Source organism: Mesorhizobium hawassense (assembly GCF_003289945.1).
In the GTDB taxonomy this organism is placed as follows: Bacteria; Pseudomonadota; Alphaproteobacteria; order Rhizobiales; family Rhizobiaceae; genus Mesorhizobium; species Mesorhizobium hawassense.
The window spans coordinates 201099-223991 of sequence record NZ_QMBP01000002.1; the positions used below are offsets into that span (position 1 = coordinate 201099).

At 64.4% G+C, this 22893-nt stretch carries 18 protein-coding genes; 5 read left to right on the top strand and 13 right to left on the bottom strand.

From position 1 onward, the window contains the following. Nucleotides 1–3360, bottom strand: a complete 3360-nt coding sequence (locus DPM33_RS05170; protein WP_112096271.1) for a transglutaminase family protein — start codon at nucleotides 3358–3360, stop codon at nucleotides 1–3. A gap of 104 nt (nucleotides 3361–3464) precedes the next feature. Continuing rightward, nucleotides 3465–4661, bottom strand: a complete 1197-nt coding sequence (locus DPM33_RS05175) for an acyl-CoA dehydrogenase (RefSeq protein ID WP_112096273.1) — start codon at nucleotides 4659–4661, stop codon at nucleotides 3465–3467. A 107-nt stretch (nucleotides 4662–4768) separates the two neighbouring features. On the opposite strand from DPM33_RS05175, the gene DPM33_RS05180 reads away from it, so the two are divergent. Continuing rightward, nucleotides 4769–5680 carry a LysR family transcriptional regulator gene (locus DPM33_RS05180; RefSeq protein WP_112096722.1) on the top strand — a complete coding sequence of 304 codons (912 nt, stop codon included), beginning with the start codon at nucleotides 4769–4771 and terminating at the stop codon, nucleotides 5678–5680. Here DPM33_RS05180 and DPM33_RS05185 read toward each other — a convergent pair whose 3' ends face one another. The 8 genes from DPM33_RS05185 to DPM33_RS05220 form a co-directional block, all read right to left on the bottom strand. Continuing rightward, nucleotides 5681–7999: a Tex family protein gene (locus DPM33_RS05185; RefSeq protein ID WP_112096274.1), complete on the bottom strand. Its 2319-nt coding sequence runs from the start codon at nucleotides 7997–7999 to the stop codon at nucleotides 5681–5683. Nucleotides 8000–8121: 122 nt separating this feature from the next. Continuing rightward, nucleotides 8122–9300 (bottom strand): serine hydrolase domain-containing protein, encoded by a 1179-nt coding sequence (locus DPM33_RS05190; RefSeq protein ID WP_112096723.1) that lies wholly within the window; start codon nucleotides 9298–9300, stop codon nucleotides 8122–8124. 25 nt (nucleotides 9301–9325) lie between these two features. Continuing rightward, entirely contained in the window at nucleotides 9326–10522 is a 1197-nt protein-coding gene (locus DPM33_RS05195) for a serine hydrolase domain-containing protein (RefSeq protein ID WP_112096276.1), read from the bottom strand. 67 nt (nucleotides 10523–10589) lie between these two features. Then, entirely contained in the window at nucleotides 10590–11618 is a 1029-nt protein-coding gene (locus DPM33_RS05200) for an extracellular solute-binding protein (protein WP_167448963.1), read from the bottom strand. A 40-nt stretch (nucleotides 11619–11658) separates the two neighbouring features. Further along, the gene (locus tag DPM33_RS05205; RefSeq protein ID WP_112096279.1) at nucleotides 11659–12471 is read right to left on the bottom strand and encodes an ABC transporter permease; all 813 of its coding nucleotides are present in this window, start codon (nucleotides 12469–12471) and stop codon (nucleotides 11659–11661) included. Further along, complete coding sequence (locus tag DPM33_RS05210) at nucleotides 12464–13411, bottom strand: ABC transporter permease (RefSeq protein WP_112096280.1); 948 nt, start codon at nucleotides 13409–13411, stop codon at nucleotides 12464–12466. Before DPM33_RS05210 ends, DPM33_RS05205 begins: the two co-directional genes overlap by 8 nt. Further along, on the bottom strand, nucleotides 13411–14511 hold the full coding sequence (locus DPM33_RS05215) for an ABC transporter ATP-binding protein (protein WP_112096282.1): 1101 nt from the start codon (nucleotides 14509–14511) through the stop codon (nucleotides 13411–13413). Before DPM33_RS05215 ends, DPM33_RS05210 begins: the two co-directional genes overlap by 1 nt. Nucleotides 14512–14654: 143 nt before the next feature. After that, complete coding sequence (locus DPM33_RS05220; RefSeq protein ID WP_112096284.1) at nucleotides 14655–16322, bottom strand: amidohydrolase; 1668 nt, start codon at nucleotides 16320–16322, stop codon at nucleotides 14655–14657. Nucleotides 16323–16468: 146 nt separating this feature from the next. Between DPM33_RS05220 and DPM33_RS05225 the strand changes: the two genes are divergently transcribed. From DPM33_RS05225 to DPM33_RS05240, 4 genes are all read left to right on the top strand, one after another. Next, on the top strand, nucleotides 16469–17227 hold the full coding sequence (locus tag DPM33_RS05225) for a TetR/AcrR family transcriptional regulator (protein ID WP_245442009.1): 759 nt from the start codon (nucleotides 16469–16471) through the stop codon (nucleotides 17225–17227). A 41-nt stretch (nucleotides 17228–17268) separates the two neighbouring features. Further along, the gene (locus DPM33_RS05230) at nucleotides 17269–18300 is read left to right on the top strand and encodes a histone deacetylase family protein (RefSeq protein WP_112096288.1); all 1032 of its coding nucleotides are present in this window, start codon (nucleotides 17269–17271) and stop codon (nucleotides 18298–18300) included. A 438-nt stretch (nucleotides 18301–18738) separates the two neighbouring features. Next, nucleotides 18739–19449 carry a helix-turn-helix transcriptional regulator gene (locus DPM33_RS05235; RefSeq protein WP_112096290.1) on the top strand — a complete coding sequence of 237 codons (711 nt, stop codon included), beginning with the start codon at nucleotides 18739–18741 and terminating at the stop codon, nucleotides 19447–19449. Continuing rightward, nucleotides 19446–20216, top strand: coding sequence for a helix-turn-helix transcriptional regulator (locus tag DPM33_RS05240; protein ID WP_112096292.1), 771 nt, complete (start codon nucleotides 19446–19448; stop codon nucleotides 20214–20216). The genes DPM33_RS05235 and DPM33_RS05240 overlap by 4 nt, the downstream gene beginning before the upstream one ends. Before the next feature lie 63 nt (nucleotides 20217–20279). Here DPM33_RS05240 and DPM33_RS05245 read toward each other — a convergent pair whose 3' ends face one another. From DPM33_RS05245 to DPM33_RS05255, 3 genes are read right to left on the bottom strand one after another with little or no spacing between them, the layout of a single operon-like run. Further along, complete coding sequence (locus DPM33_RS05245; RefSeq protein WP_112096294.1) at nucleotides 20280–20717, bottom strand: hypothetical protein; 438 nt, start codon at nucleotides 20715–20717, stop codon at nucleotides 20280–20282. A 17-nt stretch (nucleotides 20718–20734) separates the two neighbouring features. Further along, nucleotides 20735–21817: a flagellar biosynthesis protein FlhB gene (gene flhB / locus DPM33_RS05250; protein WP_112096296.1), complete on the bottom strand. Its 1083-nt coding sequence runs from the start codon at nucleotides 21815–21817 to the stop codon at nucleotides 20735–20737. A gap of 24 nt (nucleotides 21818–21841) precedes the next feature. Next, nucleotides 21842–22867 carry a flagellar motor switch protein FliG gene (locus DPM33_RS05255; RefSeq protein WP_112096297.1) on the bottom strand — a complete coding sequence of 342 codons (1026 nt, stop codon included), beginning with the start codon at nucleotides 22865–22867 and terminating at the stop codon, nucleotides 21842–21844. Nucleotides 22868–22893 lie beyond the last annotated feature (26 nt).

Below are 22893 nucleotides of genomic sequence, written 5' to 3' on the forward strand. Positions count from 1 at the left end.
TCAGAGTCTCGCCGGCCGCCTGAGGTCAAGGGTCATGGGGAACTCTTCAGAGGCTTCTTCGTCACGCAGCACATAGCTGCCCGGGGTATGGCCGCGCGGCTCGAAGCGGGCAAGCCGCCGCGCCTCGGCCTCGTTGCCGTTGACCGGGAAGGTGTCGTAGTTGCGCCCTCCGGGATGCGCGACATGGTAGACGCAGCCGCCGACCGAGCGGCCCGACCAGCGGTCATAGATGTCGAAGACCAGTGGCGTGTTGACCGGGAGGGCCGGATGCAGGCCGGAGGCCGGCTGCCAAGCCTTGAAGCGCACGCCGGCCACCGCGATCTCGCGGTTGTCGGTCACCTTCATCGGCACGATGCGGCCGTTGCAGACGATGGCGTGACGCTCCGGATTGAGGCCCTCGGTCCGCACCTGCAGCCGCTCGACCGACGAGTCCACGAACCGGACAGTGCCGCCGATCGCGCCCTGCTCGCCCATCACATGCCACGGCTCCAGCGCTTGTCTCAACTCCAGCTTGACGCCGGCATGCTGAACCTCGCCGCAGAAGGGGAAACGGAATTCGAGTTGAGCTGCGAACCATTCAGGACGGAAATCGAAGCCGTTGAGTTTCAGATCCTCCAGCACGTCGAGGAAATCCGCCCAGACGTGGTGCGGCAGCATGAAGCGGTCATGCAGCGAAGTGCCCCAGCGCACGAGGCGGCCGTCGAGCGGGTTCTTCCAGGCCCGCGCGATGATCGCGCGGACCAGCAATTGCTGCGCCAGGCTCATGCGCGCATTGGGCGGCATCTCGAAGCCGCGGAACTCGACCAGCCCCAGCCGCCCCGTCGGGCCGTCCGGCGAGAACAGTTTGTCGATGCAGATTTCGGAGCGGTGCGTATTGCCGGTCACATCGGTCAAGAGATTGCGGAACAGCCGGTCGACCAGCCACGGCAAGGGTGCCGCGCCCTTGTCCGGATGCGGCACCTGCGCCAGCGCGATCTCCAGTTCGTAGAGCGAATCGTGCCGCGCTTCGTCGAAACGCGGCGCCTGGCTGGTCGGGCCGATGAACAGGCCGGAGAACAGGTAGGACAGCGACGGATGGCGCTGCCATTGCAGCACCAGGCTCTTCAGGAGGTCAGGCCTACGCAGGAACGGACTGTCATTGGGCGTCGCCCCGCCGACCACGACATGGTTGCCGCCGCCGGTGCCGGTATGGCGGCCGTCGATCATGAACTTGTCGGTGCCGAGCCGCGACTGCCGCGCTTCCTCATAGATCGCCGTGGTCGTGGCGACGCATTCCCGCCAATTGGCGGCCGGATGGATGTTGACCTCGATGACGCCCGGATCGGGTGCCACGCGGATGACGTTGAGGCGAGGGTCGTGCGGCGGGGCGTAACCCTCGATATGCACCGGCAGGCCGATCGCCTTTGCCGCGTTCTCCGCCGCCGCCACCAGTTCGAGATAGTCTTCCAGCGCCTCGACGGGCGGCATGAACACGCAGAGCCGGCCGTCACGCGGCTCAACGCTGAGCGCCGTGCGCACCGCACCGCCGATCTCGGTGATCTCCTGCTCGACACGGTCCTGCTGGCCGGTCGCGGCCGTGAAGGACACCGCCTGCTGGCGGCGCGCCATTTCGTCGGCGCCTTCAGGCTCTGCCGGAGCGGCGTCCGGCAGGATAGCCTCGCGCGACGGCAACGGCCCGCGTGGCACGGATGGATCGACCGGCACGATGTAAGGGAACTGCGCCGGCGGCACATAGGGCAGCGTGCCGAGCGGCAGGCGATAGCCGACGGGAGAATCGCCGGGCACCAGGAACAGGCGGCCGCGCCGCGTCTTCCATTTTTCCGAGCGCCAACGCTGCCCCGCGGCCTGGCTGTTCCAGCGCTGCACCGGCAGCACATAGCCGGACGGCTTGGTCAGCCCGCGCTCGAAGACGCGCGCCATGCGGCTGCGCTCTTCCGGGTCTTCCAGCTTCGAATTGGACGGGTCGACATTGTCCGGCAGCTTGCCTTCCTTGAGCAGCCATTCGCCAGGATCCTCATAGGCTTCGCCGACCATAGCCTCGTCGATGCCGAGTTCGCCGGCGATCGCCTTGAGCAGGCTCTCGGCCTGCTCCGGTCCGATGGCTGATTTGCCCGTCTCTCGCGCGATCAGCGACGGATCGCGCCAGACCGGCTCACCGTCGGTGCGCCAATAGAGCGAGAAGGTCCAGCGCGGCAGGCTCTCGCCCGGATACCATTTGCCCTGGCCGTAATGCAGAAAACCGCCCGGCGCGAAGCGCTCGCGCAGCCGGCGGATCAGCTGGTCCGCCTTGTCGCGTTTGGTCGGACCGACGGCCGCCGTGTTCCATTCGGCGGATTCGAAATCGTCGATCGAAACGAAGGTCGGCTCGCCGCCCATGGTGAGCCGCACGTCGCCGTCTCTCAGCGCCGCATCGACCTTTTCGCCCAGCGCATCGAGCGCCTCCCAGCTTTCGTCCGAGAACGGCTTGGTGATGCGTGGATGCTCGGCGATCCGGTCGACCCGCATGTCGAAGCCGAAATCGACATTGGCGAAGCTCGCCATGCCGGAAATCGGCGCCGCATTGCGGAAATGCGGCGTCGCGGCGAGCGGCACATGGCTTTCGCCGGTGAGCAGCCCGGAGGTCGGGTCGAAGCCGATCCAGCCGGCGCCCGGAATATAGACCTCGCACCACGCATGCAGGTCGGTGAAGTCGACGGCAGTTCCCGGTGGTCCGTCGAGTGAAACCAGATCCGGCTTGAGCTGGATCAGATAGCCGGAGACGAAGCGTGCGGCGATGCCGAGATTGCGCAGGATCTGCACCAGCAGCCAGCTCGAATCGCGGCACGAGCCTTTGGCCGCGGCCAGCGTTTCCTCCGGCGAATAGACGCCGGTCTCCATGCGCACGATATAGGCGATCTCGCGCTGCAGCCTTGCATTGAGGTCGACCAGGAAATTGACGGTGTTTGTCGGGCTGCGGTCGATGCTTTCAAGGAACTTGGACAAAAGAGGCCCGGCCCGCTCCGGCGTGCGGTAGATGGCGAGGTCTTCCCTGATCTCTTCGGGATAGTCGAACGGGAAGGTCTCGGCACTCTCCTCGACGAAGAAGTCGAACGGATTGTAGACGGTCATGTCGGCGACGAGGTCGACCTCGATCTTCAACTCCGTCACCGGCTCCGGGAAGACGAAGCGGGCGAGGAAGTTGCCGTAGGGATCCTGCTGCAGGTTGACGAAGTGGTTTGCCGGCTCGACCTTCAGCGAGTGGCTGAGCACCTTGGTGCGCGAATGCGGCGCCGGCTGCAGCCTGATCACCTGGGGGCCGAGCACCACCGGCCGGTCATATTTGTAATGGGTCAGATGATGGACGGCTGCCAGAATTGCCATGGTGCCCCGGAGAATGGCGTTTTACCGCCAGACCCTGACACAAATCCTGGCCACTCTCCAAGCAGAGATGTTGCGTTGCACCTAATTTAAGCAGCGTTGCCGGCTTAGAAAAACGCCTGCAGCCCGGTCTGCGCCCTTCCGAGGATCAGCGCGTGCACGTCATGCGTGCCCTCATAGGTGTTCACCGTCTCCAGGTTCTGCGCGTGGCGCATCACGTGGTAGCCGATCTGGATGCCGTTGCCGCCATGCATGTCGCGGGCCTGCCGGGCGATGTCGAGCGCCTTGCCGCAATTGTTGCGCTTGACGATCGAGATCATCTCCGGCGCCATCTTGCCGTCGTCCATCAGGCGGCCGACCCGCAGGCTGCCCTGCAGGCCAAGCGCGATTTCGGTCTGCATGTCGGCGAGCTTCTTCTGGAACAGTTGCGTGCCGGCAAGCGGCTTGCCGAACTGTTTCCTATCGAGGCCATACTGCCGCGCCCGCTGCCAGCAATCCTCGGCCGCGCCCATCGCGCCCCAGGAAATACCGTAGCGCGCCCGGTTGAGGCAGCCGAACGGACCGCCGAGCCCCTTGGCGTTGGGCAGCAGCGCCTCCTCGCCGACCTCGACGCCTTCCATCACCACCTCACCGGTGATCGACGCGCGGAGGCTGAGTTTCCCCCCGATCTTCGGAGCCGAAAGCCCCTTCATGCCCTTTTCCAGCACGAAGCCCCGGATCTCGTCCTTGCCGTTCTCGCCCTTCAACTTCGCCCAGACGACGAAGACGTCGGCGATCGGCGCGTTGGAGATCCACATCTTCGAGCCGGAGAGCCTGTAGCCGTTCGCCGTCTTCTCGGCGCGCGTCTTCATGCCGCCCGGATCGGAGCCGGCATCCGGCTCGGTGAGGCCGAAGCAGCCGATCCATTCGCCCGAGGCGAGCTTCGGCAGATATTTCTTGCGCTGCGCTTCCGAGCCATAGGCATGGATCGGATACATGACCAGCGACGACTGCACGCTCATCATCGAGCGATAGCCGGAATCGACGCGCTCGACTTCACGCGCGACCAGGCCGTAGGTCACGTATCCCGCGCCGAGACCGCCATATTCCTCCGGAATGGTGATGCCGAGCAGGCCGGCCTCACCCATCTCGCGGAAGATCGACGGATCGGTCTTCTCGTCGGCGTAAGCTTCCTCGATACGCGGCGCCAGCTTGTCGGCCGCGAAAGCCGCCGCGCCGTCGCGCACCATGCGCTCGTCCTCGGAAAGCTGGTCCTCGATCAGGAAAGGATCATTCCAGACGAACGCGTTCTTATCGGCGGCCATGGCCTTGGACTCCCGGAATATTTTTGAGGTTGTCCGGCTTATCCGCCTCAACAGGGGAAAAATCAAACAAAATTGCATCACGGATCAATGAGCGTTAGTAATTGATCATGAGGGTCCAACGCCGCCTTTTGCCGAACACGGCCGCCCTTGCCGCCTTCGAGGCGGTGGCGCGTCTCGGCTCCTTCACCGCCGCCGCGCGCGAGCTCGATCTGACCCAGGGTGCCATCAGCCGGCAGGTGACTTTGCTGGAAGAGCAATTCGGGCGGCGGCTGTTCGAGCGCGACAGCCGCAATGTCCGCTTATCCGCGGCGGGCGAAATCTATGCCGAGGCGGTGCGTTCGGCGCTTGGCCAGCTGCGCGACGCTGCGCTCGGATTGATGAGCAATCGGCATAGCGGCGTTCTCAACCTTGCCATCCTGCCGACCTTCGGCACACGCTGGCTGATGCCGCTGATCCCGGATTTCGTCGCCCGGCATCCGGATATCACAATCAACTTCGCCACCCGCATCGGCCGGTTCGACTTTGCCCGCGAGCGGCTGGACGCCGCCATCCATCACGGCATGCCCGACTGGCCGGACGCCGACAGCACGCTTTTGATGCGAGAAACCGTAATGCCGGTGGTTTCCCCCGAATTCCTCGCCAGCCGCGATGTCGCCGCGCCGGCCGACATCAGCCGCCTGCCGCTGCTGCATATGGCGACCCGCCCCGGCGCCTGGAGCGAATGGTTCGAGCATCAGGGCCTGGAGGCGCCGACCGGTCCAGGCATGCAGTTCGAACAGTTCGGCACGGTCGCTCAGGCCTGCATGGCGGGGCTCGGCGTGGCGCTGCTGCCGGAAATCCTGATTGCCGGAGAATTGCAGCGCCGCCAGCTGATGCCTGCGCCCGGCCAGCCGATGCAGAGCCGCAGCGCCTATTACCTGGTCGTGCCGCATGACAAGCGCGGGCATCCGCCGGTCGCGAGTTTTCGCGACTGGCTGCTGGGTCAGATCGGCAAGGAGCCCGCCGTCCTGGCGTGGTAGCTACTTGCGCTTCATCGCCTCGGCGAGCGCTGCGCCGAACGCGCCTTGTGACGGCTTGTCCGACTGGCGCTGCGGCGCCGGCGAGCGCGGCGCTGGCTTGCCGCCGCCCTGGTCGCGCTGACCGCCGCGAGGCGCGCCCTCGCCGCCGTCCTTGCGCATCGACAATCCGATGCGCTTGCGCTTGATGTCGACATCGACGACGCGCACCTTCACCACGTCTCCGGCCTTCACCACCTCATGCGCATCCTTGATGAAGCGGTCGGCCAGCTGCGAGACATGCACCAACCCGTCCTGGTGCACGCCGATATCGACGAAGGCGCCGAAGGCGGCGACATTGGTGACCGTGCCTTCGAGCAGCATGCCGGGCTTCAAATCTTTGATGTCGTCGACCCCTTCCGCGAAGGTCGCCGTCTTGAAGCCGGGGCGCGGGTCGCGTCCGGGCTTTTCCAGCTCGGCGATGATGTCGCGCACCGTCGGCAGGCCGAAGCGCTCGTCGGCGAAGACACGCGGATCGAGCGCCTTGAGCGCGGCACTGTCGCCCATCAGCGAGCGCACGTCGCGGCCGCAGGCGGCGACGATCTTCTTCGCCACGCCATAGGCTTCCGGGTGCACCGACGAAGCATCCAACGGCTCGGTGCCGTTCGGGATGCGCAGGAAGCCGGCGCATTGCTCGAACGCGCGCGGCCCGAGGCGGGCAACATTCAAAAGGTCGCGGCGCCTCGCGAAGGGGCCGCCGGCATCGCGATGTGCGACGATCGCTTCGGCAAGCGATGGTCCAAGGCCGGAAACCCGCGCCAGCAGCGGCGCCGAGGCGGTGTTGAGGTCGACGCCGACGGCGTTGACCGCATCCTCGACCACCGCTTCCAGCGAGCGGCCGAGCCGATACTGGTCGACGTCGTGCTGATACTGGCCGACGCCGATCGATTTCGGCTCGATCTTGACCAGCTCGGCCAGCGGATCCTGCAGGCGCCGCGCGATCGACACCGCGCCGCGCAGCGAAACATCGAGTCCGGGGAATTCGGCGGCGGCCGTCGCTGACGCGGAATAGACCGAAGCGCCTGCTTCGCTGACGATCACCTTGAGCGGTTTCGGTCCGGCCCCCGCCGGCAGGTCCGACAGCATGTCCGCGACCAGTTTCTCGGTCTCGCGGCTGCCGGTGCCGTTGCCGATCGAGATCAGCTCGACCTTATGCTGGCGGATGAGGGCGGCAAGTTCGGCCTGCGTGCCGCGCACATCGTTCCTCGGCGGAAACGGATAGACGGTCGTCGTCGCCACCAGCTTGCCGGTGCCGTCGACCACCGCCACCTTGACACCGGTGCGGATACCCGGATCGAGCCCCATGGTCGGCCGCGAACCGGCGGGCGCCGCCAGCAACAAATCCTTCAGGTTGCGGGCAAAGACGTGGATCGCCTCTTCCTCGGCCCGCTCGCGAAGATCGCGCATCAGATCGAGCGTCAGATGCAGCGACTGTTTTATCCGCCACGTCCAGCCGGCGACGTCCATCAGCCAACGATCGCCCGGCAGTTTGCCGCCGATCGCATAGGCATTGGCGATCATGCGCTCGACCGGCTTCACCGGCGAGGCATCATCCGCGTCGACCTCGATGTCGAGCGACAGCACCTCTTCGTTGCGTCCGCGCAGCATCGCCAGAGCGCGGTGGCTGGGCACGCCCGCCCAGCGCTCGACATGGTCGAAATAGTCGGAGAATTTCGCGCCGGCCTCCTGCTTGCCGTCGACGACGCGGGCTCGCAGGAAGGCGCGTTCCTTCATATAGGCGCGCAGCTTGCCGACCAGATCGGCATTCTCGGCGAATTGCTCCGACAGGATGTCGCGCGCGCCTTCGAGCGCCGCCTTGGCGTCGGCCACCTCTTCGGTGACAAAGGCGAGCGCGAGCTCGGCCGGCACCGCCGTCCGGTCGGCGAGGATCGCCTCGGCCAAAGGCCCGAGCCCGCGCTCCCTGGCGATTTCGGCCTTGGTGCGGCGCTTCGGCTTGTAGGGGAGATAGATGTCTTCCAGTTCCGCCTTGGTGGCGGCCGCAGCGATCTTGGCCTCGAGCGCCTCGGTCAGCTTGCCCTGCTCGCGGATGGAGCCGAGGATCGTCTCGCGCCGCGCGTCGAGCTCGCGCAGATAGGCGAGCCGCTCGGAAAGGTCGCGCAGCTGCGTATCGTCGAGCCCGCCAGTGACCTCCTTGCGGTAACGCGCCACGAACGGCACCGTCGCGCCCTCGTCCAGCAGCCCGATTGCCGCCGCCGCCTGCTCCGGCCGCGCGCCGATCTCGGTCGCGATGATTGCTGCGATGCGCTTGATGTCCGATGCCATGCCGATCCCTGTCGAAAAGAGCGGCGACCATAGGCCCGGAGAACCGCTACGCCAACCGCGCCGGTTTCATCATGCGCCTAAGGTCCACAGAAAACAGCCCTTGGAACCAACCTCGGGTCGGCTCAAACCATGCCACTTAGCGCCTCGAGGAACGCCACGATCTCCGCGTCGAGCCTATCATCCACCGGCTCCGGCTGCGACGACATCTTGACGATGACCACTTCCGTCTTCGGATTGACGTACAGCCACTGGCCGTGGATGCCGATGCCGCAGAAGGCGCCGCTGTCACGGCCGGTCTGATACCATTTGTTGCGGTAGCGCCCCTTGGGGAAGAGGAACGCCATGGTGCCGCGCTGCCACGCCTCATGGCTGCCGCCGGTCGCGACCGTGTCGCGCACCCAGGCTTCCGGGACGATGCGGCGGCCGTTCGCCATGCCGCCCTGCCGCATCATCTCGCCGATGCGGGCAAGGTCGCGCGGCGTCATCGACATGCCGCCAGCGGTGCGCGCCGTGCCTTCCATGTCGACTGTCACCGACATTTCGCTGGCGGCACCAAGCGGCAGCCACAGTTTTTCGCTGAGCAACTCGGTGACACGCATTCCGGAGGCGCGCTCGACGAGGATACCGAGCACATCGGAATTGGGCGAACGGTAGCGGTAGGTCTGCCCATGCGGCTCCGCGAGCCGCTGGATCGTCATCAGGAATGCCGCGAGGCTTTCCGAGCCGCCGCCGGGATTCCACAGCGTCGAGCGGCGGTAGCGGGCGAAGGCGCTTTCCGGATCGAGATAGGCCTCCTCGAAATCGAGGCTGACCGTCATGTCGAGCACGTTGCGCACGCTGGCGTCGCCATAGGCCGAGCCTTTGGCCTCGGGGATGTATTGCGTCACCGGCGCGTTGGGGTCGAACACCCCCTCGCCTTCCAGTATGCCGGCAAGGACCGCCGTCACCGACTTGCTGATCGAAAAGATGATGTGGCGGGCGCCGAACGGCATATGCGGCGCCGACCAGTCGCCGACCGGCTTGCCGGCCTTCAGGATCGTCAGCCCGTCCGTGTCGGAACGCTTCAAGAAGCTCTCGGCGGTCTCACTGCCTCCGGCGAGCGAAACCTTCTCCGCGAGCAGTGCACCGAGCGATTTCGCCTGCTCCTCGACGCCGGGCACTGCCGCGACATGCGCTCTCGGCACAAGCTCGCCGACATTCTGGAATGACCATCGGTTGAACGGCGCCAGCCGCCAGGTTTCGAGCCGCACGTCCTTGCGGGCAAAGCCATATCTGGTTTCGAACGCGGTCCTGCCGGTCACGATGTTCTCCCGGTTATCTTGGATTTCAGGCCAGCGCGGCGGCGATGGCATGCACCGCCTTCTGCGTCGCCACCGAATAGGCTAAGTTGAGGAAATCCGGATAGGTCGAAAGCTTGACCACGACCATCCTGTGTTCCCAACTCATGTGGATCATCTGGCCGAACACGCCGCGGCACATCAGCGAGCGTGAGCGCGAATCCTCGATCCAGAACTGGTTGCGGTAGCTGCCGTCCGGAAGGCTCGGGCTGAAATTCGGCCCGTGCTTGCCGGTGCGCGTCGCCTCGATCCAGTCGGCCGGGATCACGCCGCCACCATTGTCGAGGATCAATTGCCCGAAGCGGCCATAGTCGCGCAGCGTCGCGTTGAAGCCGCCATCGGCCAGCGCATAACCGGCGCTGTCGACGGTGAAGCAGGCGCTCTCGTCGGCACCGAGCTTTTGCCAGAGTTCCTCGGAGACAAGCTGCGCCAGCCGCTTGCCGCTTGCCCGTTCCATGATAAAGGCAAGCACGTCGGTCTCGATCGAACGGTATTCGAAAGCCTCGCCATGCGGCCGGACCCTGTCCTTCAGCCGCAGGATCAGCTCGAACAGATGCGTCGGCCACGCGAAATCGGGATCGCTGCCCGGCGGGATCGGCTTCCAGCCGGTGGCGACGTCGACCTGGCCGATTTCGGAATAGCGATCGGTGTATTCTTCCGAAAAGCGCACGCCCGTCGTCATGTCGAGCACATGCTGGACAGTGGCGCCGGCCCAGCCGGTCTCGCCGAGCTCCGGCAGATAATCGATCACCAGCTTGCCTGGGTCGATCAGCCCTCGCCCGACGAGGATGCCGCACACCGATCCGGTGACCGACTTCGCCATCGACTGCGACAGGTGCAGCGTGCGCTCGTCCATGCCGTTGAAATAGCGCTCATAGGCGATCTTGCCGTCCTTCAGCACCAGGAAGCCGTCGGCATAAGTTTCGTCGAGCAGTCCGGCGAGCGTCGTCGGCGCTCCGTTGCTGTCGACCACCGGCAGGTTGTCTAGATCGACCTCCGCCCGCTCGAGGCGATGGCGATGGCCGTTGCCCCGCCACACCTCGGCGGTCGGCAGGAATTCGCGGATGTGCTGGAACGCCCAACGGTTCCATGGCGGCCGGTCCCAATCGAGCTTCGGCGGCACCAGCCTGGGCGGCGAGCCCTGCATGATCGGCGGCCGCGGATCGGAATTGCGGTAAGACGACAAGATTTCCTCCCTGGACAAATAAGAAAGGGAGGCCGGAGCCTCCCCTCCTCGCATGCGTTGCGCTGATTTATTTGCGCAGGTTGGTCCAGATCTTGTTGTAGATCTCCACCACGTCCGGCGGGCATGGCGGCACGAATTCCGGCGTCGGCGAACCTGCCGGCGGGCTGATTTCCGGGGAGTTGGCGAACTCCGCCGCCAGGAACTTGTGACTGCCGGCTATGCCGTTGTCGTAGCCGGCGAACTCGGAGATCAGCGCGGCGTTCTCTGGCGCCATTACGAAGTCCTGGAACAGCTTGGCGTTGTCGAGGTTCTTGGCGCCCTTCAGCACCGCGACATTGTCCATCCAGCCTTCGATGCCTTCCTTCGGATAGGCATATTTGATCGCCGGGACTTTCTGCCGCGCGCGGTAGCTGGCGCCATTCCACTGCTCCGATACGATGACGTCGCCGGAGGTGATCTTGGCGATGGTATCGTAGCTGAAGGTCTTCCACGACGGCTTGGCGGCCATCAGGATATCGTTGACCTTCTTCAAATTGGCCTTGTCGGCGCCGCAGCGCGGCACGCCGGCATAGCGCTCGGCGGCATGCATCACGGAGTTGACGTCGTCGAGCACGTTGATCTGGCCCTTCAGGTCGTCCGGCGGATTGAACAGGATCGCAAGCGTGTCGATGTCGCCCTTGAACTTGTCCATATTGACGGAGAACGCCGTCGTCCCGAACTGCCACGGCGCGGTATAGTGCCGCCCGGAGTCCCAGTAGACGTCGACAAAGCGCGGGTCGATGTTCTTGCCGTTCGGCATCGCGTTGGGTTCTGTCTTCTCGAGCAGGCCCTCTGCAACCATGATCTTCACGGTGTAGTCGGACGGCACCACGATGTCGTAGCCGGAATTGCCGGCGCGCACCTTCGAGAGCATGGTTTCGTTGGAATCGTAGTCGTCCAGCGTCACCTTGATGTTGTATTGCTTCTCGAACTTCTCGATCAGCTTCGGATTGGTGTAGTCGCCCCAGTTGTAGATGTGCAGTTCGCCGTCGGCGAGCGCCGGCACTGCCCACAAAAGCACGGCCGCGGAAACGGCCGCCATCAGTCTTCCAGACATTTTATGTTCTCCTTGCCTTCCCATTGTTATGTGTTGGAGCTCATTTGGCGCGTCGGCGCGCAATCAGGAACGAGACCGAGACGAACAGGATCGACACCATCAAGAGGATGGTCGAGATGGCGTTGATCTCCGGCGTCATCGGCCGCCGGATCTGGTTCCAGATATACAGCGGCAGCGTCGTCTGGCCGGGGCCGGCGACGAGCTGCGTGATGGTGAAATCGTCGAACGAGACGATGAAGGCGAGTGCTGCGCCCGACATGATGCCCGGGACCAACAGCGGCAGGGTGATGCGCTTGAAGGCGTTCCACGGCGTCGCGTAAAGATCGGCCGCGGCAGTTTCGAGCGTCAGGTCCATGTCCTCCAGCCGCGCCCGGATCGGCATATAGGCGAAGGGGATGCAGAACACGGTGTGGGCGAGGATCAGGTTGCCGATGCCGAAGTTCAGCCCGAATGCGCCGGCGATCAGCGCGAAGAAGGAGAGCGTCGCCACCGCTGTGATGATCTCGGGCACCATCAGCGGCAGGTTGATGACCATGAAGGCCGCCGCCAGTCCGCGCCACGGCTTCACCCGCGTCATGCCGATCGCGGCAAGCGTCGCGCAGATGGTCGAGACGATCGTCGCGGTCACCGAGATGATCATCGTGTTCTTCGCGGCAGCGTGGAATTCATCGTTGAGGAACGCCGTGCCGTACCAGCCGAGCGTGACGCCTTCCCAATGCGTGACCAACGAGCCGCTGTTCAGCGAGAAGATCATCAGGATCAGCACCGGTATGTAAAGCACCAGCAGGCAGATGACGGCGACGGTCCGGAAGCCCGGCTGGTCCTTTATGTCCATCATGCGGGGCTCAGCCATGCTGCACCTTGCCCGAGGTGTTGCGGACATAGAGGAACAGCGCGACCAGCACCGCCGCCATCAGGATCAGCGCCTGCGCGCAGCCGAGCGGCCAGTTTCGCCCGGAGCCGAACTGCTGCGCGATGAGGTCGCCGATCATCAGGTGGATGCCGCCGCCCAGGATCAGCGGCGTCACATAGGCGCCGAGCGCCGGAATGAAGACGAGCAGGCAGCCGGCGATGATGCCGGGCTTCGACAGCGGAATGATCACCCGCCACAGCACCTGCCGGCGCGTCGCATAGAGGTCGTAGCCCGCCTCCACCAGCCGGAAATCGAGCTTTTCCAGGCTCGAATAGAGCGGCAGCACCATGAACGGCAGGAAGGCGTAGAGCAGGCCGAGCTGGATGGCGAAGTTGGTGTAGAGCATGGTGATCGGCTTATCGATCACGCCGAGCCCGATCAGCGCGTTGTTGATCAGCCCTTCGTCGCGGATGATGAACATGATCGCCAGCGTGCGCACCAGAAGGTTCGACCAGAACGGGATGGTGATCAGGAGCACCCACCAGTTGCGCTGCGCCGGCGGCCGCGTCGCCATGAAATAGGCGGTCGGGAAACCGAGCAGCAGACAGATCACCGTCGTCACCACCGCGAACAGGAACGAGCGCAGGTAGATGATCAGGAAGTCCGGCGTGAACTGCAGCGTGTCGTCGAAAATGTCGCGCTGGAACAGGAAGTTCAGATAGGCATCGGTCGAGAACTGCCACTGCACGCCGCCATAGGGCGCGGCGACGAGGAACGAGTAGACGCAGATGATGACCAGGGGCAGCACGCCGAAAATGCCGATGATGATCAGCGCCGGCAGCGACAGCAGCCGGTTGCGCCGCGCGCTGGTTTTCACCGCCTGGGCTTCGAACAACGCGGCCTTGGAGAGCGTGGTCGGGGAGAGTGCGGCTGTCGTCATCAGTCTTTCAGGACGCGAGCGGCGTCCTCCTCGAACTGGATGCCGACCTTGGCGCCGGTGGCGTAGGTCACCGGCGCCGAGCGGCTGTTCTGATGGCGCACGATGAAGTTTTCGCCGCCGTCGAGCTTGACGTGATAATGCGTGTCGGTGCCGAAATAGACGATATTGGCGAGCGTGCCTGCGACGGTGCCCTTCGCCGGGTCAGGCACCAGATCGGCGTGCTCGGGGCGCACCACCAACGTCACCTCGCCGGTCGGATCGAAGCCTTCCGGATAGCCGGCGGCGATCGTCGCATTGCTGGCGAATTTGACCGTCGCGACGCCCGACTTTTTCGAAACCACCGTACCGGGGAGAAAATTCGTTTCGCCGATAAAGTCGGCGACGAAGCGCTCGGCCGGCCGGTCATAGATGTCGCGCGGCGAGCCGACCTGCAGGATCTTGCCGGCCGACATCACCGCGATGCGATCGGACATGGTCAGCGCTTCTTCCTGGTCGTGGGTGACGAAGATGAAGGTGATGCCGGTTTCGTGCTGCAGCCGCTTCAGTTCGATCTGCATTTCCTTGCGCAGCTTGTAGTCCAGCGCCGACAGCGGTTCGTCGAGCAGAAGCACCTTCGGCTGCGGCGCCAGCGCTCGGGCAAGCGCCACGCGCTGCTGCTGGCCGCCGGAGATCTGGCTGGTGCGGCGCGCCTTCAGCGCCTCCATCTTGACCAGCTTCAGCATCTGGGTGACGCGCGCCTCGATTTCGGCCTTGGGCTTGCCGAGCATTTCCAGCCCGAAGCCGATATTCTGCGCCACCGTCATATGCGGGAACAGCGCGTAGCTCTGGAAGACGGTGTTGACGGGGCGTTTGAAGGGTGGCAGCGGCGCGATGTCCTGGCCGTGCAGCAGGATTTCGCCGGCGGTCGGAAAATCGAAGCCGGCAATCAGTCTCAGCAGCGTCGTCTTTCCGCATCCGGACGGGCCGAGCAGTGTGAAAAACTCATTCTCGCGGATCGACACCGACACCGTGTCGAGAGCGGCTACCTGGTTTTCGCCGGTTCCAAAGACCTTGCGAACACCGCGAACTTCGATCGCGTTCTTACCCGGTTGTTCCGGCACGATTACCCCATTGAGAGAGCCTGCTCTTGTCGGCAGGTGTGTTCCTGTTTGATTGTCACCATAAGCCGGGCGGCTTGGCAACTGCGGCGCTGTTACTCGATTTTCAAACGCAATTCCCATGCCACACCTCGGGCCTGGCGCTCTTAGGCTTGGTAAGTAATCTTCCCACCGCAGATGGTGGTCAACGGACGCACCGTGTGCAACGCTTCCGGCGTCGCCGCCTCGATATCAGCCGACAAGACGACGATATCGGCGAGGTAGCCGGCCTTCAGCCTGCCCTTGCGGTCTTCCATGAACTCGGCGTAAGCGCCCTCGACCGTGTAGCCCGCTATCGCCTCTCGCAGCGAGAAGCTCTGGTCCGGCAGGCCGTCTGCCCAAGGCTTGCGCATGACTGCTGCCTGGATGGACAGGATCGGATCCACCGGCGAGACCGGCCAGTCGGATGCGAACACCACGCGCGCGCCGGCGTTCTTCAGCGTGCGCCAGGCATAGCTTAATGGCCACTTGTCGCGGCCGATGCGCGAGATCGTCGGCTCCATCGGGAAGTTCAGCGCGCCCGGCGGATGCGCCGGCTGCATCGAGGCGAGCACGCCGAGCTCGGCGAAGCGCGGCACGTCGGAGGCCGTGGTAACCTCGATATGCTCGACGCGGTGCCGGCTGTCGCGCCTGCCGTTCTTCTTCTGCGCCGCCTGGTAGCCGTCGAGCACAGCCCGCACGGCGCCGTCGCCGATCGAATGCACGGCGATCTGCAGCCCGCGCCTGTCGGCCTCGACCGCGACCTCGGCGAAATGTGCCGGCGAAAACAGCGGCTCGCCGCGCCAGCCGGGCCGGTCGGCATAGTCGTCGACCATTACCGCCGTCCAGGAATCCAGCACCCCGTCATAGAAGACCTTGACCATGCCCGACGACAGCCACTCGGACTTGTAGGTCGCGGCCATTCGCGAGGCTTTTTCCAGCATGTCCAGCTTCATGAAGTTCTTGAAGTGGAACGGGATTTTGGTACGGCAGATGAGCCGCCCTTCCTTTTCCAGCCCGGCCAGCAGCTCGAGCTGGTAGAGATTGCCGTCCATGTTCTGGATCGACGTGATGCCGTGCTTTGCGCACCACTGCAGCCCACGATGCATCAGGTCGCGATCAGCTGCCAGCTCCTTCGCCGAAGGATAGGGATCCGGTTCGGCGCCTTCGAGGCCAAGCCGCGTCCGGTTCGCTCCGTAATGGTCGAGGACCGGCCCGAACGCCTCGCCCTCGCGCAGCTCGCCGGCGGCAAGCCCATCCGCGCCCATGACGATCTCATTGCCCTGCCCGACCTGCCTGCCGTGCAGCAGGCCGGCCTCTTCCAGCGCCTTGGTGTTCGCCCACATCGTGTGATGATCGGACGCCGACATGGCGAAGGGCCGGTCGGAAATGATGCGGTCGAGATCGTGGCGCGTCACCGGCTCCGGCAGGATGGCGTAGTCGACGCCGGCGCCGATCAGCAGCCTGGCGTCCGGGCGCTTCGCCGCGAAATCCTGGATCGCATCGCGCAACGCATCGAACCCATGCACGCCCGCCAAGTGCAGATTGTCGAGTTCGGCCGCGCCGCCGAAGAGATGCATATGCGCCTCGATGAAGCCCGGCAGCACCGAGCCGCCCTGGGCATCGACAACCTTCGTCGCCGGTCCTTTGAGGTCTTCGATAGAAGCGCGGTCGCCGATGGCAATGATGACGCCGTCCTTGACGGCAACGGCTTCGGCGGCGGGATTGTCATCGTCCATGGTCAGCACTCGGCCGTTGACGACCACCAGATCCGCACCACCACCCGCAACCGACATCGCGACTCCACATTTTGCTGAGGGACCGACAACGTCACATCCAACGAACGCTGCTCCACCGGGGCGACGCCATGGAACAAAAGTCGATGCCGATGCGCCGTCTTCGAAATTCCCCTTGTTATCGTTGAAGACAGCGTGGATAAAGAATGCGACTGTTTATTCGCGTTTGTCAACAGCCGGAATTTGGAATGTATAGTGGACTGCACCGCGCGCCGACGGTGAGGCCGGGCGGGGAACGGGGGCAACGAGCAGTGAAGCGCAGTCTCGACCGCAAGACCAAGATAGCGCTCGAACCGCGCAAGCAGCCGCGGCAGCAACGGTCGAGCAAGGTGGTCGACAGAATTCTCGACGCTGCGCTGATCCTGACCCGCGAGCAAGGAACCAAGACCCCGACGACGCTCGCCATCGCGCAGCGCGCGGGCCTATCAGTCGGTTCGGTCTACCAATATTTCCCCAACAAGGAAGCTATCCTTCTCGAACTCGGCAGGCGCTGGCTGTCGTCCTTTCCCGAGGTGATCGCCAAGCGCATCAAAGTCGCCCCACCCACCAACCGTGAAGAGTTTCGCCGCGAAGTGCGCAAGCTCTTTATCGACACGTCCCGGATCTATCTCGACAACGCGACGCTGATGCCGGTGATCGAGGCGATCTCCGGCAACGCCGACCTCAGGCCGATCCAGGACGAATACGACAAAGACATCATCGCTCTCTACGCAGCCTGGCTGCAGCATGTGAACCCGGCCCTTGAAGAAAAGTCCGCCAAGCGGTTGGGCCTGGTAATGATGGAGGTCGGGCACGCCTGCAGGCTTGTGGGACTGAAGAGAGATCGCAAGACATTCGACCTTATCGAGGACGATGTGGAAGCCATGTGGCTGGCTCTTGTGACCCCCTATCTCAACCTCGACTGATTTCGCGCTTCCAACTGATTTCGCACTCCAAGGGGGTTCCTATGAAAACTGTCTTCTCGCCGCTCCACGCCGGCCATTCAGGCCAAATGGAACTCGTCACCAGCGCCATCGTGCCGGGTTTCGAGAAGCCGTCGCGGGCCGAATTCATCAGGGCGCGAGTGGAGAGCGAGAAGCTCGGGCCGATCATCGGGCCGGTCGAGCATGATCTCGCCGCCGCCAAGCGCGTGCACGAGGCCCACTATATCGATTTCCTGCCTACTGTCTGGCCGGAATGGGTGGCCGCCGGCTTCAAGGGCTCGGCCATGGGCTTCACCTGGCCGACGCGCGGCCTGCGCGGCGACGTGCCGCCGAAGCGCGTCGACGCCTTGCTCGGCTATTATTCCTTCGATGCCGGCGCGACCTTCGTCGAAGGCACCTGGGCGGCGATCAAGGCTTCCTACGACGTCGCTCTGACCGCCGCCGCCCTGGTCAAGAACGGCGAGCGCACCGCCTTCGCGCTCTGCCGCCCGCCCGGCCATCACGCGGGCGCCGCCTTCATGGGCGGCTACTGCTTCATCAACAACGCCGCCGTCGTCGCGCAATGGTTCCGCGACCAGGGCGCCAAACGCGTCTCGATCCTCGATGTCGATTACCACCACGGCAACGGCACGCAGGAGATCTTCTACCGCCGCGGCGACGTCCAGGTGCTCAACCTGCATGGCGATCCGATGGTCGAATACCCCTTCTTCCTCGGCCATGCCGACGAGCGCGGCGAGGGCGACGGCGAAGGCTTCAACATCAACTACCCGATGCCCTTCGGCACCATCTGGGAAGGCTGGGGTGCGTCGCTGGAAGACGCCTGCGCCAGGCTCGGGGCCTACGCCCCGGACGTGGTCATCGTCTCGCTCGGCGTCGACACCTTCGAGAAGGACCCGATCAGCCAGTTCAAGCTGAAGAGCGAGGATTACCCCAAGATCGGCCGGCGCATCGCAAAGCTCGGCTTGCCGACGCTGTTCGTCATGGAAGGCGGCTACGCCGTCGAGGAGATCGGCATCAACGCCGTCGGCGTGCTGACCGGCTTCGAGGATCGCTAAGCCATACCGGATCGAAGAATAGGCTCCCTCGGCTGCGGACAGGGGGCGTATTCTCTTGTAACGCGTCGGAAAATCATCGGCTCAGTTCGATTGTGAAATCACCGCCAAGCAACGCGAAGATCGACCGCTGAGTCGCAAAGCGAGTCCATCAGATTCGATTTTGTCAAATCGCGTTTGATGTCGGATTCATCTGCGGGTAGATTAGACCCGAATCAGCCGGTCCACGGGGGGCGCGGCGACCACCCAAAGTCTCAAGTTCCGGCGCCAGGCCGGCACCTGACGCGGACGGTTTCGCGTTCCCTAGAAGGATTCGGCGCGGTTGGGCGCCGTTCGCGCCCGCGAGTGTGTCTTCGTAAACGTGACGTGTTTCGGGTCCGGCCGCTGGCTTCGCCAGCACCGGGCGCAAGGATCGATTCCGGCAAGAATCCAAGCATTAAAATGAGCAGTCCCGCCGCGCTTCTCCAACCCGATGTTTCAGGCCCGCACCTGACGTCCCGCGGCGATCTCACCAGTTTTTTCATGCAGCTTGCCGCCGGTATCGGCGCCGACAGCTACATGCTCGTCGCCATCGTGCATGACCAGGACCGCAACGATGCGCGCATCGTGTCCTCGAACTGGATCTTCGACGCCATAGAGCTGATCGGCAAAAGGCTGATCGCCAACCTGGCCCTAGGTCCCCTGACCGTGGCGCCAGGGGTGCGCCCAAAGCCATTGGTGGCGGCGCACGCGCCCGACGCCGGCGCGTTGCTGACCGGCGAGGAAGCCCGCCTGCTCGACGTGCTTGGCCACGCCGAAATCTATTCACTGCGGCTGAATGTCGGCCGGCAGCGCCTGTTCGTGCTCTTCTCCGCCGCCGAGGCGGAGAAGATCGACTTGACCGCCCTGATGAAGGCGCAGCTCAAATGCTGCTACGCGCTTTCCAGCATTCCGCAGCTGATCGCGGCTGCGTCCATGCAGGATCCTCTCTCTGACCGCGAGCGCGAGTGCCTTTTCTGGGTCTCGGAAGGCAAGACCACGGATGAGGTGGCCGTCATCCTCGGCGTCTCGTCGAACACCGTCAACAGCTACATCACGCACGCCATCCAGAAGTTCGCGGCCAGCAACCGGGCGATGGCGATCGCGACGGCGATCAGGAGCGGCATCATTTGAAGCACGCACAGGCCAGAGAGGCGGCCGCCGCCCTTTTCAACGACCAGCGCAATCCATTCGGCGCTTTTTCGCTCGGCTCGGAGACCCATCACGCAGCCACGATTCCCGATGCCGTGCGCCGTTGCCGCTGGATCGCCGTCGATATCAATGCCTCCGCCTTCGGCCTCTATTTCGTCAGCCCCTCACCCGAGCGCGCACGCCTGGTGGCGTGTTTCGATTCCGATTATCCCGGCACGGCGATCGCGACCAAATTCATCTCCGGCGCCAATGGCGAGGACGTGGTGCGCCACAGCCGCATCTCGACGGCGCCGCGCTGGTGGAACGACGACGGCATCGCCGGGTCGCGGCAGATCTTTCAGTCGCTCGCCTGGGCCGAGCAAACCGCGCCGCTGGCGCCCGGCACCAACGGCATCGCCTTTCCCGTGCATGCCGATCGCGGTCAATGCGGGCTTGTCGTCTTCCTGGGCTCGGAGATCGCGCTGTCCGACGACACGCTCTGCGAGATCCACGCCCGCTCTTTCGCGCTGTTCGCGGCGGTCGCCCGCATCCGCCCCAACGACACTGGCAAGACGCGTTCTATCTCCAAGCGCGAGCTCGAATGCCTGAAGCTGACCGCCAACGGCAACACCAGCGAAGAGATCGCCAAGCTGCTCAAGCTCTCGGTGCACACCGCCAACCAGTATCTCACCCAGTCGACGCAGAAGCTCAACGCAGTCAACCGCAACCAGGCGGTCGCCAAGGCGTTACGGCTCGGCCTGATCGAATAGCCGCGCCAAGCCCGCGGCGCTGGAACGCGCCGCTACGAGTTTCGCTCGTCTGCAATCAAACTATCAAGGAAATGCCAGCGGCTCGGTCCTGCGGATGCGCGCTTCGTCGATCGCATCCTCGAGCAAGGCAGTGTTGTGCTCGGGCGTCTCGCCGGGCTTCTCGAACGACACGTAGTTGACCACCACCGAAGGCCCGCGCTCTGTCAGCGTCAGCTGGAAATAGACCGTCACGCCGCGCGGCCGCAGCTCGAGATCGAGCACGATGCGCGGGCTGCCGCTCCAGTCGACATGCGCCTCGCCGCCATGGCCGAGCCGCAGCGTGCCCGGCCGGAAGTAAAGCTCGGCGGCCGAGTCCACCAGGTCCGACAGGCAGGCAAAATGCTCGAGCCGGATGAAGGCGATATAGTCGGCAACGTCGATCAGCCTCAACTCGCCCACCACGCGCTCGATGGCGCTGGCGACGATCAGCTCGCGGGAATTGGCGTGTGGTTGCCGGTCCATGGATTAGCGGCGTCCGTTCATTGGGTTGCTTTGCGCGCGGCCTTCTTCGAGTAGACGATCCGCACCAACTCGGCGACCGCCTGGTAGAATTGCGACGGGATCACGCTATCAACCGAAACTTGCTTGTACATGGAGCGCGCGAGCGCCACGTCCTCGAAGATCGGGATGTTGTTCTCCCTGGCGATCTCGCGGATCTTGAGCGCGATCAGATCCTGTCCCTTGGCCAGCACGATCGGAGCGGAATCCTCCTCGCGCACATATCGCAGCGCAATCGAATAGTGCGTCGGGTTGGCAATCACCAGCGTCGCGCGCGGCACCGCCGTCATCATGCGTTTGCGCGCCCGGTCGCGCGCCAGCGAGCGCAGCCGCGACTTGACGATCGGATCGCCTTCCGACTGCTTCATCTCGTCCTTGACTTCCTGCTTGGTCATGCGCAGGTCGCGCCGCCAGTGGAAACGCGACCAGACGATGTCGACCACCGCGATCAGGCCCATGACGAAGACGATCGCCACCAATATGTCGACGAAGATGCCGCGGATGACCAGGCCGAACGAGACCGGGTTGGTGATCATGCCGGCAAGCAGCTTGCGGTGATCTTCCGAGAGCGTGAAGCTCAGCACCGCGATGGCGAAGCCGAGCTTGGCAAGCGACTTCAGGAATTCGACCCATCCCTGCACGCCGAACATGCGACTCCAGCCCTTGGCGATCGAGATGCGCGACAGCTGCGGCCTGATCCGTTCGCCGACGATTTGCGGCAGGTTCTGGAAAACCGAGGCGCCGATGCCGGCGACCGTCAGCAGTACCAACAGGCTGACGACGGCGCGACCGATCTCGGTCATCACCTGCTTGTAGAGCGAGATGACGTCGGTCTCGGTCTCCATCGGCCAGGCTTCCGGCTTTTCCAGGAACGTCGACAGGAACATGCCGAGATCGACGATCGCGTCCTTGGCGTAGAAGACGGCGAAAACCAGTATGGCGAGGAAGGACGCAAAGATCGCGGTCTCACGCGAGTGGGGCAGCTTGCCCTGCTCGATCGTATCGCGGATCTTCTTTTCTGTGGCTTCCTCGGTTTTGGAATCCTTGTCGACCGCTTCAGCCATGGCGTCCTGACCGGGTAGCTATCGTCAGGCGGCTTCGGCGGCGGTCGCGGTCTGCGTCGAAGGCAGCTCGAAAGCCCCTTCGCGCGACAGCCGGATCGCGGCGACCGATATGCTCTTACGCGCCGCCATGATGTCGGCGAGCGCGACGCCTTCCGATCCTTGTCCGAGCTCGGATTCGATCATGCGGCGAGAGCGCGCGCCGATCGCCGACAGCGCGGATTCGGCCAGTTCCGGAGACGCGCCGCGCAGCGCCAGCGTGACGAGTTCGGTCGACAGCCCGTCGAACAGCAAAACCCGGGCTTTCTGCGGCAGCAGCGGCAGATCGTCGAAGGCGAACAGCCGCGACTTGACGCCGGCGAGATCGGGTGTGCCGGCCTGTTCCAGGTCCTGCATGAGGTCGTCCAGTTCCGGCTTCGCCATTTCGTTGAGCATGCTGGCGACTCGTTCCTGGCCGGCCGAGGTGTCTCTGCTTGCCTTCTGCGACAGCACGCTGACGCGCAGCTGGTTTTCGACGATCCGGGATGCCGCGTCCGGTACGTTGGCTATCGCCACCATGCGCTTGATGATCTGGCTGCGCATCGGCTTTTCCATGGCGAGCAGCACATTGGCGGACGTCTGCGGCGCGAGCTTCGACAGCACCATGGCCGCGGTCTGCGGATGTTCACCTGCCAGGAAGGTGCCGAGCCGCGCAGGCTCCAGCTTTTCGAGGTCCGGCCAGATCGGCGCGGGCCCTTCCGCGACCGGCTCGAACTTCTTCTCGCCCATGATGGCGCTCATCTCCTCTGGCGACAGCGACTCGTTGAGGATCGTATCCATGCGATCGGCCGAATCGAGCAGGCCGGCGCCCTCGGTGAACTCGGCTTCGAACTCGGCGACGATGCGCTCCAGATCGGCCTGCGGAATGGTGCGCAGCAAGCGCGCGCCCTCGATCAGCGCCTTCAGCTCATCCTGCTTGAAGAATTTGAGCAGCCGGCTGGCTGCGGGCTTGCCCATGGCCACCAGTATGGCCGCCGCCTTTTGCGGACGTGTCAGCGCCAATGCCGTCGTCATGCGTATTGCCCCCGCTGCCGATATGT